The organism is Microbacterium sp. DT81.1, assembly GCF_049844955.1.
GTDB lineage: Bacteria > Actinomycetota > Actinomycetes > Actinomycetales > Microbacteriaceae > Microbacterium.
On the sequence record NZ_JBNCMA010000002.1, the window covers coordinates 109851 to 125231 of the forward strand.

14 protein-coding genes are annotated in these 15381 nt (G+C 68.3%); 8 read left to right on the forward strand and 6 right to left on the reverse strand.

The genetic code is table 11. The features are described 5' to 3' along the window. Positions 1-22: 22 nt before the first annotated feature. The 4 genes from ACLQ2Q_RS05645 to ACLQ2Q_RS05660 all read right to left on the reverse strand — a co-directional run bounded on the left by ACLQ2Q_RS05645 (position 23) and on the right by ACLQ2Q_RS05660 (position 3412). Complete coding sequence (locus ACLQ2Q_RS05645) at positions 23-712, reverse strand: SDR family NAD(P)-dependent oxidoreductase (protein WP_425818852.1); 690 nt, start codon at positions 710-712, stop codon at positions 23-25. After that, on the reverse strand, positions 709-1494 hold the full coding sequence (locus ACLQ2Q_RS05650; protein WP_425818854.1) for a sugar isomerase domain-containing protein: 786 nt from the start codon (positions 1492-1494) through the stop codon (positions 709-711). Before ACLQ2Q_RS05650 ends, ACLQ2Q_RS05645 begins: the two co-directional genes overlap by 4 nt. After that, a complete protein-coding gene (locus ACLQ2Q_RS05655; RefSeq protein WP_425818856.1) occupies positions 1491-2519 on the reverse strand; it encodes an ROK family protein in 1029 nt (342 codons plus the stop codon). Before ACLQ2Q_RS05655 ends, ACLQ2Q_RS05650 begins: the two co-directional genes overlap by 4 nt. A gap of 164 nt (positions 2520-2683) precedes the next feature. Further along, complete coding sequence (locus ACLQ2Q_RS05660) at positions 2684-3412, reverse strand: GntR family transcriptional regulator (protein ID WP_425818858.1); 729 nt, start codon at positions 3410-3412, stop codon at positions 2684-2686. 128 nt (positions 3413-3540) lie between these two features. On the opposite strand from ACLQ2Q_RS05660, the gene mmsA reads away from it, so the two are divergent. From mmsA to ACLQ2Q_RS05680, 4 genes are all read left to right on the forward strand, one after another. Further along, positions 3541-5124, forward strand: a complete 1584-nt coding sequence (mmsA, locus tag ACLQ2Q_RS05665) for a multiple monosaccharide ABC transporter ATP-binding protein (protein ID WP_425818860.1) — start codon at positions 3541-3543, stop codon at positions 5122-5124. Then, positions 5121-6503, forward strand: a complete 1383-nt coding sequence (gene mmsB / locus ACLQ2Q_RS05670; protein ID WP_425818862.1) for a multiple monosaccharide ABC transporter permease — start codon at positions 5121-5123, stop codon at positions 6501-6503. The genes mmsA and mmsB overlap by 4 nt, the downstream gene beginning before the upstream one ends. A 49-nt stretch (positions 6504-6552) precedes the next feature. Then, positions 6553-7653, forward strand: a complete 1101-nt coding sequence (locus ACLQ2Q_RS05675) for a substrate-binding domain-containing protein (RefSeq protein ID WP_425818864.1) — start codon at positions 6553-6555, stop codon at positions 7651-7653. A gap of 102 nt (positions 7654-7755) precedes the next feature. Continuing rightward, complete coding sequence (locus tag ACLQ2Q_RS05680; protein ID WP_425818866.1) at positions 7756-8427, forward strand: HAD-IA family hydrolase; 672 nt, start codon at positions 7756-7758, stop codon at positions 8425-8427. An 84-nt stretch (positions 8428-8511) separates the two neighbouring features. Here the strand turns inward: ACLQ2Q_RS05680 and ACLQ2Q_RS05685 are convergent, their stop codons facing one another. Together ACLQ2Q_RS05685 and ACLQ2Q_RS05690 are read right to left on the reverse strand one after the other, a co-directional pair. Next, entirely contained in the window at positions 8512-9795 is a 1284-nt protein-coding gene (locus tag ACLQ2Q_RS05685; RefSeq protein WP_425818868.1) for a Tm-1-like ATP-binding domain-containing protein, read from the reverse strand. Positions 9796-9812: 17 nt separating this feature from the next. Beyond that, on the reverse strand, positions 9813-10661 hold the full coding sequence (locus ACLQ2Q_RS05690) for a phosphoenolpyruvate hydrolase family protein (protein WP_425818870.1): 849 nt from the start codon (positions 10659-10661) through the stop codon (positions 9813-9815). 146 nt (positions 10662-10807) lie between these two features. On the opposite strand from ACLQ2Q_RS05690, the gene ACLQ2Q_RS05695 reads away from it, so the two are divergent. The 4 genes from ACLQ2Q_RS05695 to ACLQ2Q_RS05710 all read left to right on the forward strand — a co-directional run bounded on the left by ACLQ2Q_RS05695 (position 10808) and on the right by ACLQ2Q_RS05710 (position 15316). Beyond that, positions 10808-12322 carry a PLP-dependent aminotransferase family protein gene (locus ACLQ2Q_RS05695; RefSeq protein ID WP_425818872.1) on the forward strand — a complete coding sequence of 505 codons (1515 nt, stop codon included), beginning with the start codon at positions 10808-10810 and terminating at the stop codon, positions 12320-12322. Positions 12323-12429: 107 nt separating this feature from the next. Then, positions 12430-12789 carry a cupin domain-containing protein gene (locus tag ACLQ2Q_RS05700; protein ID WP_425818874.1) on the forward strand — a complete coding sequence of 120 codons (360 nt, stop codon included), beginning with the start codon at positions 12430-12432 and terminating at the stop codon, positions 12787-12789. Beyond that, positions 12789-13976: a Gfo/Idh/MocA family protein gene (locus ACLQ2Q_RS05705; RefSeq protein WP_425818876.1), complete on the forward strand. Its 1188-nt coding sequence runs from the start codon at positions 12789-12791 to the stop codon at positions 13974-13976. The genes ACLQ2Q_RS05700 and ACLQ2Q_RS05705 overlap by 1 nt, the downstream gene beginning before the upstream one ends. Positions 13977-14044: 68 nt before the next feature. Next, positions 14045-15316: a sugar ABC transporter substrate-binding protein gene (locus ACLQ2Q_RS05710; protein ID WP_425818879.1), complete on the forward strand. Its 1272-nt coding sequence runs from the start codon at positions 14045-14047 to the stop codon at positions 15314-15316. The last annotated feature ends 65 nt before the right edge of the window (positions 15317-15381 follow it).

A 15381-nucleotide genomic window follows, 5' to 3' on the forward strand; every position in this document is an offset into this window, starting at 1 on the left:
CTTGGATGAGAGGGGTGGGCCGTCAGCGGAGCAGCCAGCCGCCGTCGACGGGGATCACGGCACCGGTGGTCTGCACCGAGTTCTCACCGGCGAGCCAGCGGACGGCGGCCGCGACCTCGTCTCCGGTGGCCGGGCGACGGGTGAGGGGCATGAGTTCGGGGAAGCGCGCGATGATCTGCTCGTCACCGAGCGCGCGGGCCGCCATCCGGGTCTCGACGAGGCCCGGCGACACGATGTTGAAGCGGATGCCCTTGCGCGCGCCCTCATAGGCGGCGGCTTCGAGCAGCGGGATCATGCCGGCCTTCGCGACGCGATAGGCGGCCGTGAGGAAGTCCCCGTCCAGACCCTTGGCGAGGGCGGAGCCGATCAGCACGACCGATGCGCCAGGGGCGCAGTGATTCATGCACGCACGGGCGAAGTAGAAGGCCGAGGTCAGGTCGACCCGCAGCACCTCGTCCCATCCCTCGTCGGTGCAGGTCGAGACCGGCCCGTCCCCGATGCGGCGCCCGCTCATCCCGATCGTGTGCACGGCGGCCGTGATGGGTCCCTCCGCCGCGAGCTGCGCCGCGACCCCGTCGGCGACGCCCGGCTGCGTGATGTCTTCATGGGGCCGGTCGGAGGTGTGCACGGCGAAGCCGTCCTCGGCGAGCCCGCGCGCGCAGGCGCCGCCGATTCCACCGGTGCCTCCGATCACCCACGCCGTGCCGGTCACGGGGCGACCGGTTCGCTTACCGGCATCCGCAGAACGGATGCCTTGCGGCGGGCGTGCTCGAGGTAGGCGTTCTCGAACAGCTCCTTCGACCGCTCGGCGCCGACGACCTGACCGCCGGTCAGGACGGGCAGCTCGATCCCCCTGTCCGACAGCTTCTGGGCGGTGAGCACCTTGAGCGTGTTGACGATCGCGATGTTGGAGATGCTGCTGACCGGGCCGACCTTGTTCTCCCAGCCGTCGATCACCACGGCGGCATCGCCGAGCGGAGTGCAGATGTCGATCACGACGTCGGCGTGGTCGGCGAGGATCGTGCCGGACGCGTGTGTGGGCGGCACCGCGCGGGCTTCGCTGATGGAGGTCACCGCGATCACCTTGAGGCCCGCTGCGCGGGCGATCATCGCCGTCTCGACGGGCACCGCGTTTCGCCCCGTGGCGCTGAACATCAGGATCGCGTCGGTGGGGCGCAGATCGAAGTTCGCCATGATGGCCTCGGCGAACCCGGGCACGCGCTCGATGAACATGGCCTGGCGCTGCCCGTTCGATCCCGCGATCTCCGTGTGGAAGGTCATCGACAGCTCGACGAGCGGGTGCCAGCCCGGGTACGACCCGTACCGCGGGAACATCTCCTCGACCGGGATGCGGGAGTGGCCGGTGCCGAAGGTGTGCACCACCCCTCCGCCGCCGATCGCGTCTGCGGCGATCGCCGCCGCCCGCTCCAGGGCGGCGCTCTGCGTCGTCTCGATCCGGTCGAGGACGGCGCGTGCTTCGGAGATCCAGGTCATGGCTGGGTCCTTCCTGTCAGAGATGGGAGAAGTCGGCCGACACGGTGGGCGGCGAGTGCGGCGGCGCCCACGGAGCCCGCCTCGTGGCCGTATCGGGCGCTGATCGCGGAGACTCGCCCGGTGAGCGATCGCCGGGCATCGAGGGCTTCCTGCACGTGCGGCAGGTACAGGTCTGCCGCCGGCAGCAGCCCGCCGCCGATCACGACGGCGTCGAGCTGCAGCAGCAGGGAGATCGTCGCCGCCGCCTGCCCGAGCGCCGCTCCCGCGCGCGCGAAGGCGTCCTCTGCCCACGGGTCGCCGCGGCGCGCGGCATCAGCCACGATCTTGGCGGTGAGGGGCTGCGCGCCGTCGGCGGTGAGTTCGCGCAGCATGACGGACTGCGACATCGCCACGGTGCGGGCAAGGCCGCCGACGATCGCCGATGCGGAGGCGATCGTCTCCAAGCAGCCCCGACCCCCGCAGAGACAGAGCACGCCGCGCGGATCGACGGGCACATGGCCCATCTCGCCGATCGCATCCATGTCGCCGACGAGGATCTCACCGCGCAGGGCTATGGCCCCGCCGACGCCGGTGCCGAGGGTCACGAAGAGGGCGTCGGGGATGCCGACCGCCGCTCCGGTCGAATGCTCGGCCCACGCGAAGGCGCGCGCGTCGTTCGTGAGGACCACCGGCAGCCCTGTCAGCCGTTCGAGCGTGTCGGCGACCGGCAGATCGTTCCAGTCGCCGGGAAGGTTCGGGAGGAAGACGCTGCGACGCAGCACCGCGTTCACGGTGCCGGGCACGGCGACTCCGATGCCGGCCAGGTCGCCGGAAGTCTGCTGGGCAAGCTCCGCAACGGCGGCCAGAACGGCGTGGTGATCGATGCGGGGAGTGGGGATGGCGCCGGTCGCCTCCACGGCGCCCCCCGCCAGCACGGACCACTTGATCGCCGTGCCGCCGATGTCGACGCCCAGGAACCGCGCCGTCGCGGAGCAGGCCACGTCGCCGTCGGCCCTGGTCGCATCGTCGATGGCGCACGCGTTCACGATCGGGTCTCCTTCGCCGCGGGGCCGGTCACTGTGCCGCCTCGTTGTCTATGTCTATACAACTTGCAATGAGCACACTGTACGTTTTGGCGCGCGCTGGTGTCAAGCCGCGCAGAAACAGCGGTGGCGCCGCTCATCCGAGCGGCGCCACCGGGAGGAAGGGGTCAGGCGGAGGGCGCGGGGTCCGTCAACGTGAACACGGCGTCGATGACGTAGCGGTCGGCGGCGTAGTTCGTCGTGGTGAACTCCAGGGGCCGCTCGGACTGATCGGAGATGACCCGCTGCTCCTGCAGCACGGCGGCCCGGCGCGGCAGATCCAGCAGCGCGGACTCCTTGCCCGTGGCCTCCCGCGCGCTGATCCGGCAGACGGCCGTGACCGGCTGGCGCCCCAATTCGCGAAGCGCCTGATGCAGCGAGCCCTGCTCGAGGTCGTGCGAGAGCACGGGAACGCAGTCGGGGGTGAGTACGGTGCTCTCGATGGCCATCGGCTGCCCGTCCGCCAGCCGGATGCGCACGAGCGACACCAGGCGCTGGCCGGGTTCGAGCCGGAGTGCGCCGGCTTCGGCCGCCGTCGCATCGCGCAGCTCGGCGGTGATCAGGCGCGACGAAGCCGAAAGCCCGCGGCGCTTCATGTCCTCCGTGAAGCTCATCAGCGGCCCGGAGTGCCGGTGCATCGGCTGCGGTGCGATGAACGTGCCCGAGCCGCGCTGGCGGCGCACCAGGCCCTGCGCGGCGAGGCTCTGCATCGCCTGACGCGCCGTCATCCGGCTGACGCCGAACTTCTCCGCGAGCTCCGCTTCGGAGGGGAGGGGGTCGCCCTCACGACCACCGATGACCTGCTCCCTGAGCCAGGACTCGATCTCGCGGCGGCGCGTGCCTGTGGCGGCGGGCATCAAGAACTCGCATCAATCATGTGCGTCAGTATACGTTACATGTTCGTCGACAAACCTATATACATTTGGGACCGTATTGGTCTATCGTTGGGCTCGGCCACGAATGGACGAAGAAGTCGGGGAGTGCGATGTCAGATGAAGCGAAGCCTTCCGGGGCCCAGGAGCAGTCGCCGGCGATCCTGCAGATGCGCGGGATCACGAAAGAGTTTCCCGGGGTCAAGGCGCTCGACGACGTGACGCTCACGGTCCGCCCCGGCGAGATCCACTCCATCTGCGGAGAGAACGGTGCCGGCAAGTCGACGTTGATGAAGGTCCTCTCCGGTGTCCACCCCTACGGCACCTACGGCGGCGACGTCGTCTTCAACGGCGAGGTGGCGCAGTTCCGCAGCATCCGCGACAGCGAGCAGGCGGGGATCGTCATCATTCATCAAGAGCTCGCCCTCATCCCGGAGCTCTCCATCGCGGAGAACATCTTCCTCGGAAACGAGCCGGCACCGCGCGGCCGCATCCGGTGGGACGACGTGAGGGTCCGCGCGGTGGAGCTGCTCGCCCGGGTGGGGCTCGACGAGGATCCGAGCACGAAGATCAAGGACATCGGGGTCGGCAAGCAGCAGCTGGTGGAGATCGCCAAGGCCCTCAGCAAGAACGTTCAGCTGCTCATTCTCGACGAGCCGACGGCGGCCCTCAACGAGGATGACTCGCAGCATCTGCTCGACCTCATCAAGGGCCTTCAGGGCCGAGGGGTCAGCTCCATCATGATCAGCCACAAACTGAACGAGATCGAGCAGATCAGCGACACGATCACCATCCTGCGCGATGGAATGACCATCGAGACCTTGGATGTGACCCGCGGGGAGGTCAGCGAAGACCGCATCATCCGCGGCATGGTGGGGCGCACGCTCGAGCATCGCTTTCCCGAACGAGGTCCGCATCCGATCGGAGAGGTGTTCTTCGAGGTGCGGGACTGGACCATCCGCCACCCGCTGGCCAGTGAGAGGCTGGTCGCGAAGTCGTTGCACTTCACGGTCCGCAGGGGAGAGATCGTCGGCTTCGCAGGGCTCATGGGCGCCGGCCGCACCGAGCTGGCGATGAGCGTCTTCGGGCGTTCCTACGGCGAGTACGTCTCTGGTGGGATCGTCAAGGACGGCGTGCCCGTCGAGCTGCGCACGGTGTCCGAGGCCATCCAGCACGGCCTCGCCTACGTGAGCGAAGACCGCAAGTCGCTCGGCCTCAACCTCATCGACGACATCAAGCGATCCACGGTCGCCGCGAAGCTCACGAAGATATCCCGTCGGGCGGTCGTCGACTCCTTCCGCGAGCGGGCGGTTGCGGAGGATTACCGCCGGCAGCTGCGGATCAAGGCATCGAGCGTCGATCAGGGCGTCTCGAAGCTCTCGGGCGGAAACCAGCAGAAGGTGGTGCTCGCCCGGTGGATGTTCACCGAGCCCGACCTGCTCATCCTCGACGAACCGACCCGCGGGATCGACGTCGGCGCGAAGACCGAGATCTACGGGATCATCCGCGAGCTGGCCGAGAAGGGCGCCGGGATCGTCCTCATCTCCTCCGAGCTGCCGGAACTGCTCGGGATGTCCGACCGCATCTACACCCTCTTCGAGGGGCGCATCACCGACGAGTTCGATATCGCCGACGCCGACCCGGAGACCCTCATGAGAAGTATGACCCGATCTGCCACCCCGAAGGATCCGCGATGACCACCCAGACCACTGCCCCCACCGCCCCCGGCTCCACTCCGGCCCCCGCGCGCCGACGGCGGCTCAAGGACCTCGGCATGATGTTCGGCGGGTCAACCTCCAGTGCGCGACAGTTCGGCATCCTCGGGGCGCTGATCGCCATCATCCTGTTCTTCCAGCTCGCCACGGGCGGCAAGACACTCGAGCCGGGCAACGTCATCAACATGATCAACGCCAACGCGTATGTGCTGATCCTCGCGATCGGCATGGTCATCGTCATCATCGCCGGCCACATCGACCTCTCCGTCGGCTCGGTCGCGGCCTTCACGGGGATCATCGTCGCGATCGCCCTCAACCGCTGGGAGCTCCCGTGGCCGCTCGCGGTGCTGCTCGGACTGATGATCGGCGGCGTCATCGGCGCCTGGCACGGATTCTGGGTCGCCTACGTCGGTGTGCCCGCGTTCATCGTGACCCTTGCCGGGATGCTGATCTTCCGCGGCGCCAACCAGTTCGTCGGCAACTCGACCACCGAGCCCATCCCCGACTCCTTCTTCCTCGCCCTCGGCGGCGGGTACCTCCCGGACCCCGACATGGGCATCCCCTACAACGTCCCCACGCTGATCCTCGGTCTCATCGGGATCATCGTCGTCGTCGTCAACGAGCTGTCGCTGCGGAAGCGCCAACGCGCCATGCGGGTGGAGATGGCGCCTCTCTGGGTCAGCATCGTGAAGGTGGTGGGGCTGGTGGCCATCATCACGGCGGCGTCGCTGCTGTTCGCCGGGGGCCGTCCGGGAACGAGCTTCCCCATCCCCGGCATCGTCGTCGTGGTGCTCGTCATCATCTACTCGTTCATCACCAACAGCACGATCATCGGTCGGCACGTCTACGCCGTCGGCGGCAACTGGCACGCAGCCGAGCTATCGGGCGTGAAGATCCGGCGCGTCAACTTCTTCGCGATGATGAACATGTCGATACTCGCCGCGCTCGCCGGGATGGTGTTCATCGCGCGCTCGAATGCATCGGGACCGGGTGACGGCACCGGGTGGGAGCTCGACGCCATCGCCGCCGTGTTCATCGGCGGGGCCGCCGTCTCGGGCGGGATCGGCACGGTCATCGGCTCCATCATCGGCGCTCTGGTCATCGCCGTCCTCAACAACGGCCTTCAGCTCATGGGTGTCCCCTCCGACCGCGTGCAGATGATCAAGGGCCTCGTCCTGCTCGTCGCCGTGGGCATCGACGTGTGGTCCAAGCGCAGCGGCGGTCGTTCGCTGATCTCCCGGTTCGCGCGCAAGGGCGGCGACCTGGCGCTCGCCTCTTCCGTCGACAGACCCGCGGTGGAACCGGGTGCCGGTTCCGCCGAAGACACGTCACGCCCGCGCGGCGCGACTCCCTACGCCTGACAACGCGAAGCACCCGCTTCGCCTCGACCAACGAAGAAAGAAGAAACAAATGCGCAAACTCGCATTGATGGCGACCGCGTCAGCGGCAGCCGCGCTGCTCGTCCTCAGTGGATGCTCCTCCCGCACCGAAGCGGGCGGGGGCTCCACCGAAGCGCCGGAAGGATTCGGTGAAGGCACAGTGATCGGGGTGGCGCTGCCGGCCAAGACCTCGGAGAACTGGGTCATCGCCGGGCAGCTGTTCGAGGACGGGCTGAAGGAGGCGGGCTTCGAGGGCGACGTCCAGTACGCCGGCGCTTCGAGCCCCGTCCAGGACCAGCAGACGCAGATCACGTCGATGATCACCAACGGGGCCGAGGTCATCGTCATCGGCGCCGCGGACGGCGGTCAGCTCGGTGCTCAGATCAAGCAGGCCAAGGAAGCCGGCATCACCACGATCGCCTACGACCGCCTGATCCTCAACACGCCGGACATCGACTACTACATCGGATTCGACGCCAACAAGGTCGGCAACCTGCAGGGCCAGGCACTGCTGGACGGTCTCGCTGCCGCCTATCCCGACAAGAGCACCTACAACGTCGAGCTGTTCTCGGGCTCGCCGGATGACGCGAACTCGGCAGTCTTCTTCGACGGCGCAATGGAGATCCTTCAGCCGAAGATCGATGACGGCACGCTCACAGTGGTCTCGGGTCAGACTGATCTGAAGCAGACGGCCACCCAGGGGTGGCTCGCGCAGAACGCGCAGACGCGCATGGACACCCTTCTGCAGGGCAACTACACGTCTACGGAGCTCGACGGCGTGCTGTCTCCCAACGACACCCTGGCGCGGGCGATCCTGACCTCCGTCACGGCCGCAGGCAAGCCGCTTCCCGTGGTGACAGGGCAGGACTCGGAGGCCGAGTCGGTGAAGCTGATCATGTCGGGCGAGCAGTACTCCACCATCTACAAGGACACCCGCAAGCTCGTCGCGCAGATCATCGCCGCCGTCGCGTCCCTCTCCGAAGGGGAAGCGCCGGAGATCAACGACGACTCGTCGTACGACAACGGTGCCAAAGTCATGGAGTCGTATCTCCTCGATCCGGTCATCGTCACCAAGGACAACGCGGCGGATGTCTACCAAGACGACCCGACGCTCGGCCCTCTCACCCAGTAGTGGTCGATCCGCTTGGCACGTATGCCCCGCGCCCCCCGGCGCGGGGCATCCGCGTGCACGACATTCCCCTCATGAAGCGCGCTCGAGAGGAGGGAGACCACGGTGAGAACTGAACGGGTCGGCGTCTTCGATGCGGTGCTCTTCGACATGGATGGCACCCTGATCGACTCCACAGCCGGAGCCGAGGCGGTGTGGGTCGACTGGGCGTCCGCCTGGCCGGTCACGGACCCCGATTTTCTGGCCCACATCCACGGCAAGCCGGCCCGCGACACTCTCCGCCGCATCCTTCCCCCGGCCCTTCTGGAGGATGCACTGCGAGACCTTCAGCGACGCGAGCGCGACGACGTGACAGGGATCACGCCACTTCGAGGGGCCATCGACCTTCTTCGGGCCGTTCCGGATGCGCGGCAGGCGATCGTCACCTCCGGCTTCCGCGATGTCGCACTGGCGAGGCTCGCTGCCGCCGGCATCACACCGCCTCGCACCATGGTGACCTGCGAGTCGATCACGCGTGGCAAACCGCATCCGGAGCCGTTCCTGCTCGGCGCCGACCTGCTCGGCGTGACCGCTGACCGCACCGTCGCCTTCGAAGACACCGTCGCAGGAGTCCACTCCGCGAAGGCGGCCGGCTGCGTCGTGGTCGCTGTGACGGGCACGGTTTCCCGGGAGGCACTGTGCGACGCCGACCACGTGGTGGAGGCGCTGACGGAAGTGCGCATCGCATCCGTCCTCAATGGCGTGGAGGTTCGAATCCTGACTGATCCTGACTGCTGACCCCTGACCCCTGACCTCTGACCGCTGACCCCTGACTCCTTCATCCTCGCGACGGCGACGGGGAGACCGATACAGGTGCAGGCGTCAGCGCTGTAGCTCTGCTGTCGCCGCTTGCCGGATCAGCGCGTGAAGCCGGTCCGCGAGCCAGACCGCGAGCTCGGGGTCGTTGATGTGTTCCGGGCGCTCGACGAGGTCCACGGCGGATCCCTCCAGCCCAGACCGGACCGCGTCGAACAGCGCGGCATCAGCGGCCGGATCGTAGAAGGGGCCACCCGGCCCGGCGAGTGCCGAGACGCCGCCGAGCGGCAGGACTACGACGGCCTCGGCGGTGGATGCAGCGACCTTGCCGGCGAGTTCCGCGCCGATGGCCGAGGACTCCTCCGGGGTCGTGCGCATGAGGGTGACGCTCGAGTTGTGCACGTACAGGTTGCGGTCGCGGAACTGCGCCGGGACGGTGTCTATCGCGCCCCAGTTGACCATGTCCAGTGCGCCCAGGCTGACGACCTGGGGGATCCCGCCCGCCGCGGCGGCGGTCAGCCGGTCGGCACCGGCCGAGAAGACGCCGCCGACGAGGTTGTCGCAGAGCTCCGTCGTGGTGACATCGAGCACGCCGTCGATGTACCCCTGACGGATCAGCGACTCCATCGCGCGCCCGCCCGAGCCGGTCATGTGGAACACGAGCACCTCGTAGCCGAGCTCTTCCAGTCGCTCGCGGGCTCGGGTGACGCAAGGGGTCGTGACGCCGAACATCGATGCCGCGACCAGCGGTCTCGACCCGCCATCCGGGACGGGAACGGCGTTCACCATGCCCGAGAGGGCCGCCGCGGCGTTGCCGAGGATCTTCGTCGAGATGCGATTGAGCCCCGCGATGTCGACGATGCTCGGCACGAGGATCAGGTCGGTCTCGCCGATGTACTGCGCGGTGTCGCCCGAAGCGGCGGTGGAGACGATGATGCGGGGGAAGCCGAGCGGCAGCTCCCTGAACGCCGCGGCGGCCAGCGAGGTGCCTCCCGTGCCGCCGAGGGCCAAGGCGCCCTGCACCCGACCCTCGGCAACGAGGCGCTTCACGACGGCGGCCGAACCCGCGGCCATGATGGCCATCGCCGCGCCGCGGTCGGCGTCGGCCCTCAGCTGTTCGAGGTCTCCACCGCCCGCCTCTGCCACCTCGCCGCTGCTGATATCGGCGGAGAGGAGCGGTGTGCCGAGCACGCCGAAATCGACGGTGATCGTCTCCACCCCCGCCGCGCGGAGGCGATCGCGGACGAATGAGTACTCGGCGCCCTTCGTGTCCATGGCGCCCAGCAGCACAACAGCAGGCAGGACAACAGCAGGCAGGACAACAGCAGGCAGCACGACAGCAGGAGGCATCGCCGGCTCCTCGAGGATCAGACCGAGACCGAGGTCCCGAGCGAGAGGTTCGCGAACGCCGCGACCTCTGACGCGATGGCCCGCTCGGTCGGCATCCGCTCCATCGACGATGCGCCGTAGAAGCCGTCGATCCCGGGCACGCGGTCGAGCACGTACTGAACGTCCCCCGGAGCGGAGACCGGACCCCCGTGCACGAGCACGAAGACGTCGTCGCGCACCGAGCGCGCCGCGGCCTGCCACGCGCGCACCGACTGGACGCAGTCGTCGAGGGAGAGGGCCGTCGCGGCACCGATCGCCCCGCCGGTGGTGAGTCCGAGGTGGCACACGATGATGTCGGCGCCGGCCTCCGTCATGGCGACGGCGTCCTCTTCGCCGAACACGTACGGCGTCGTGAGCAGGTCGAGCGCATGCGCCCGGCGCACGAGCTCCACCTCGAGATCGAAGCCCATGCCGGTCTCCTCGAGGTTCGCACGGAACACCCCGTCGATGAGGCCGACGGTCGGGAAGTTCTGGATGCCGGAGAAGCCCATCCGCTGCAGATCCGAGAGGAACCGGTCGACGTCGAGGAACGGGTCCGTGCCGTTCACGCCGGCGAGCACGGGGACGTCCTTCACCACGGGCAGGATCTCGCGGCCCATCTCGACCACGGTGTCGTTCGCGTTGCCGTAGGCGAGCAGCCCGGCGAGCGACCCACGGCCGGCCATCCTGAACCGGCCGGAATTGTAGATCACGATCAGGTCGACACCGCCCGCTTCTTCGCTCTTCGCCGAGAGGCCGGTGCCGGCACCGGCGCCGATGATCAGCCGGCGGTCCGCGCGCTTGCCTCGGAAGCGCTGAAGAAGGTCTTCTCGGGAGATGCCGGTCATGAGGTTCCTTTCGAGGATGAGCGTCACGCGGGGCGAGCAGTCTTCGTGCCCGCCGTGCCCAGGCAGCCGGGAGGCACGCCCCCGCGGCGGAGGCGTGCTCGCGGCCGCCGTTGCGGGCTCGATGCGAGTGTGTCCATACTGGCCGCATGCAACGGACCAGCGGCAGGGCCAATCGAACGCAATTGGCCGCCAGCGTCGGCCCCCACCACCTGGTGCGGCTGCTGGGCGACTGGTCGGGCACCAACGGCGTGCTCCACGCCGACCTCGCAGAGGCGGTGCGCCGCCTCGTTCAGGCCGGTCGCCTGCCCTCTGGGGTGCGGATGCCGTCGGAACGCTCTCTCAGTGCGGCTCTGAACGTCAGCCGCAACACGATCGGCGCCGCGTTCGACTCCCTCCGTGGCCAGGGGATCCTCACGAGTCGCCAGGGTGACGGCACGTACGTGTCCACCGGCTGGACCTCGGCCAACCCGCGGGGAGATGACCGCCTGCAGTCCTTCGTGGGAGGGCAGGATGCCGCGGACGCCTCGGAGGTCACCCGCGTGGATCTCCGCAGCGCGGCCCTACCGGGCCTGCCGATCGTCGCGGACGAGGTCGACCGGCTCACCGGCAAGAACATGATGCACCTGATCGACTCGCACGGGTACGCGCCGGCCGGCCTGCCGGTGCTCCGCGAGGAGATCGCCGCCTACTATTCCGATCTCGGCCTGCCCACCCGGCCGGCCCAGGTGCTCGTGACCTCCGGAGCGCAGCAGGCTCTCCGCCTGGCGGCGTCTTCGCTGCTGGCGCGCGGGGCGACGGTCCTCATCGAGGAGCCGTCGTTCCGTGGCGCGATCGAGTCGCTGCGGGCGCTGGGGGCGCGGCTCGTGCCGCTTCCCCGAACCGGCCGGGGTGCCTGGGTGCGAGAGACGGAGGCGCTGATCGAACGGACGCGTGCCAGCCTGATCGTCGTTCAGTCGACGGTACACAATCCGACCGGCCTCATCATGGAGCCGTGGCAGCGCAAGGCACTCGCGGAGATGTCGTCCGGCTTGGGTGTGCCGGTGATCGATGACGCCACGCTGTCGGACACGACCATCGGCGAAGCGCCTCCCATCCCTCTCCCGGCGTTCGGCGGCTATGTCATCGCGGTCGGCTCTTTCAGCAAGTCGTTCTGGGGCGGCTTGCGGGTCGGGTGGCTGCGCGCCGACGTCGCGACCGTCGAGAGGCTCGCGTCGATCAAGACGGGTGAGGACCTCGGCACGTCGCTGCTGGCGCAGGCGGTCGCAGCGGCGCTCCTTCCGCAGATCGTCAGCTCCCGTCACCTGCGCAGCGAGTCCCTGTACGAGGCACGGCAGGCCGCGATGGCGGCGGTCGCCGAATACCTCCCGGAGTGGCGGCCGATCACGCCGTCCGGCGGCGCCTCGCTGTGGATCGAGCTTCCGGACGCATGTGCGACGTCCTTCGCGACGGTGGCGGGCCGGGACGGCATCCGTCTCCTTCCGGGCCCCACCTTCAGCTGCGTGAACGAGCTCGACAACTTCATCCGCATCTCCTACGCCGGGCCCATCGCCGGCACCACCGAAGCCATCCGTTCACTCGGACAGAGCTGGGAGCGTTTCCGCCGGAGTCCGGCACACCATGCGGGTGGGTCCACCATCGCGGAATTGGACCTTACCCGCTGATTCGCTTCTCGGTCGAATAGGTACAGGCACTGCGCCCTCCTTCGGGAGGCCAGACGCCGTCGCAGGAGTGAACTGACGTTCCCTGCATTCGACGAACGGGAGCATCCATGTCACGTGGCGGAGTAGTACATCGCAGCGACGTCCTCACCGAGCCGCAGGAGTGGGGCCGCCTGGAATGGATGGTCGCCGGCCGCCTGGGCAACTCCGACACCCTGACGGTCGGCCGCTGCTACATCCGTCCGGGGCAGCAGAACCCTCCGCACTTCCACCCGAACTGCGACGAGGTGCTGCACGTGCTGCAGGGGACCATTCGTCATCGCGTCGACGAGACCTACGTCGAGATGGGCCCGGGCGACACGATCTCCATCCCGTCCGGCAGTGTGCACAACGCGACGAACCTCGGAGAGGATGAGGCGATCTTCGTCATCACCTTCTCCTCCGCCGAGCGGGAAACGGTGGGCGAGTGATGGCCGGGCGAACCATCGACGTCGTCGTCGTCGGTCTCGGGTTCGGCCTCGACTTCGTCCCGGTCTACGCGAGCCACCCCTCCGTGGGGCGGGTCGCGCTGTGCGACCCCGATGAGGCGAAACTCCGATCCATCGCAGACCGCTACGGAATCAGCGACACGTTCACCTCGCTGGAGGACGTCCTGGAATCCGGCGAGTTCGATGCGGTTCACCTGGTGACTCCCGTGACGCTGCACGCGAAGCAAGCGGTTTCCGTTCTGAACAGCGGTCGCCATGTGGCATCTGCCGTGCCGATGGGGATGACGCTCGACGAGATCGAGGCTGTCATCGACGCCACCGAGGCGAGCGGTCGCAACTTCATGATGATGGAGACCGCTGTCTACCAGCGCGAGTTCCTGTACATCGAAGAGCTGTACCGCTCCGGCCGCCTCGGCGACATCACCTTCCTGCGGGGCGCGCACATCCGCGATCGCAGCGAGATGCCCGGCTACTGGCGCGCGTTCCCGCCTCTGAAGTACGCCACGCACGTCGTGAGTCCGCTTCTGGCCCTGCTCGGCACGCGTGCGGAGTCGGTGCGCGGGTTCGGCTCCGGCGTTCTGCGTCCGGATCAGGCGGGGGACTACGGCAACCCGTTCCCCATCGAGTCGGCGCTGCTCACGCTCGAGGGCGCCGACGTGAAGGCAGAGGTCACCCAGGGCTGCTTCAACGTGGCGCGGACGGCCATCGAGGGCTTCAGCGTCTACGGCGACCGGATGAGCGTCGAATGGCCCTCACTCGACGAAGACGACGGGCTCACGGTCTTCACCATGCACTCCGAGCCCGAGGCCGACCGTGAACGCTTCCGGCGGGTGGATGTCGAGATCGTCCACCCCGACGACCACCGGGACTCGCTCCCCGACGAGCTCAGGCGCTTCACGCAGCCGGTCGCGTGGGTGCCCGCCCCTGGTCTGGCCGCCATCTCGGTTCCCTCTCACCACGGCGGCTCTCATCCGCACCTCGTTCACGAGTTCGTCACCAGCATCCTCGAGGATCGCCCGCCGCGGATCGATCACTACACGGCCGCCGACTGGTGCGCCCCCGGCATCGTCGCCCACGAATCGGCCCTGACCGGCGGGGAGCTGGTCCCCGTGCCGAACTTCCGCGAACCGGCCGCCCCAGGGCGGCAGCCGGTCGGCTCAGCTCTTTGACCGCGGGCGATCCGCTCGCCCGACGCCCGACATCCACCCCCACCCGAAATCACCTCAAGGAAGAGATCATGTACACACGCGCGCGCCACGAATCAGTCTTCACTCCCCGCCGCATGGCGGTCGTCGGAGTCGCCTCCCTCGCCATGACGGGCATGCTCGCCGCCTGTTCCCCGGCGGCGACTCCCGAAGATGCGGATGCCGGGGGCGAATCCATCGAGCTCAGCGTGCTCGACTATTTCGTCGCCGAGCCCGGCCACACCGTCTACAACGATCTGCTGACTCGCTGCGGCGATGAGGTCGGCGTCACCATCGACCACGAGAGCGTCCCCGGCGACCAGCTCGTTCCCAAGGCGCTCCAGCTGGCATCGTCGCGCACGATGCCCGATCTGCTGATGCTGAACAATCCCGACGTGCAGCAGATCGCGGCGACGGGTGCGCTGTCGCCCCTCAGCGACTACGACATCGACACGAGCGGCTTCATCGACACGATCATGAGCGCCGGCACCTACAAGGACGAGGTGTACGGGCTCGCGCCCACCGTGAACGCCGTCGCCCTCTTCTACAACGTCGACCTGTTCGAGGCCGCGGGCGTCGAGCCGCCCAAGACGTGGGATGAGCTCGAGGAGATCTCACCGAAGCTGAAGTCCGGAGACGTCTACCCGATCGCGTTCGCCGCCGAGAATTCCGGCCTGGCGGCGTCGCAGTTCCTGCAGGCCTTCTGGTCGAACGGCGGCGACCTCAACGAGCTGAACTCCGAGGAAGGCGTCGAGGCTCTGGACTACTGGACCGGGCTCATCCGCGACGGGAACGCGTCGCAGGCGGTGCTGAACTTCAATCAGGAGGACGTGGCAGGCGCTTTCCTCGCCGGCAAGGCGGCCATGATGGTCAATGGGCCGTGGAACATCCCCGCGCTGAAGGAGAACCCGGACCTCAACTGGGCGGTCGCTCCCGTACCCACGCGGACGGACGATCAGGACGTCATCCCGTCGCTGGGCGGTGAAGTGTGGACGCTGCCCATCACCACGGCCGCTCGCCAGGCGAAGTCCGCCGAACTGCTGGCCTGCCTGACCACGGAGGAATCCGTGATGGGCCTGGCCAAGACCGCCTTCAACGTGCCCTCCCTGCAGGCGGCCGCCGAAGAGTACGCGCAGGAGGTTCCCGAGATGGCCGCGTTCGTCGAGGAGGTGCAGACCGCGCGTCCGCGGACGCTCGAGGTCGGCGTGCGCTACCCGGCGGTGGGGGCCGCCATCACGGAGGCGATCCAGGCTGCCGGCACGGGGTCAAAGACGGCTCAGCAGGCGATGGATGACGCACAGGCCCTCGCCGAACAGACCAAGTGATCATCGCGACGCACGGCACCACCAACCAGATCGGAGAGCGAAGATGGTCGATCTCGACATACGAC

Bases quoted from the DNA above. Each gene is read 5' to 3' on its own strand.
- ACLQ2Q_RS05650 (WP_425818854.1), bottom strand. From the start codon at position 1,494: ATGACCTGGATCTCCGAAGCACGCGCCGTCCTCGACCGGATCGAGACG.
- ACLQ2Q_RS05660 (WP_425818858.1), bottom strand. From the start codon at position 3,412: ATGCCCGCCGCCACAGGCACGCGCCGCCGCGAGATCGAGTCCTGGCTC.
- mmsA (WP_425818860.1), top strand. From the start codon at position 3,541: ATGTCAGATGAAGCGAAGCCTTCCGGGGCCCAGGAGCAGTCGCCGGCG.
- mmsB (WP_425818862.1), top strand. From the start codon at position 5,121: ATGACCACCCAGACCACTGCCCCCACCGCCCCCGGCTCCACTCCGGCC.
- ACLQ2Q_RS05675 (WP_425818864.1), top strand. From the start codon at position 6,553: ATGCGCAAACTCGCATTGATGGCGACCGCGTCAGCGGCAGCCGCGCTG.
- ACLQ2Q_RS05685 (WP_425818868.1), bottom strand. From the start codon at position 9,795: ATGCCTCCTGCTGTCGTGCTGCCTGCTGTTGTCCTGCCTGCTGTTGTC.
- ACLQ2Q_RS05690 (WP_425818870.1), bottom strand. From the start codon at position 10,661: ATGACCGGCATCTCCCGAGAAGACCTTCTTCAGCGCTTCCGAGGCAAG.
- ACLQ2Q_RS05695 (WP_425818872.1), top strand. From the start codon at position 10,808: ATGCAACGGACCAGCGGCAGGGCCAATCGAACGCAATTGGCCGCCAGC.
- ACLQ2Q_RS05700 (WP_425818874.1), top strand. From the start codon at position 12,430: ATGTCACGTGGCGGAGTAGTACATCGCAGCGACGTCCTCACCGAGCCG.
- ACLQ2Q_RS05705 (WP_425818876.1), top strand. From the start codon at position 12,789: ATGGCCGGGCGAACCATCGACGTCGTCGTCGTCGGTCTCGGGTTCGGC.
- ACLQ2Q_RS05710 (WP_425818879.1), top strand. From the start codon at position 14,045: ATGTACACACGCGCGCGCCACGAATCAGTCTTCACTCCCCGCCGCATG.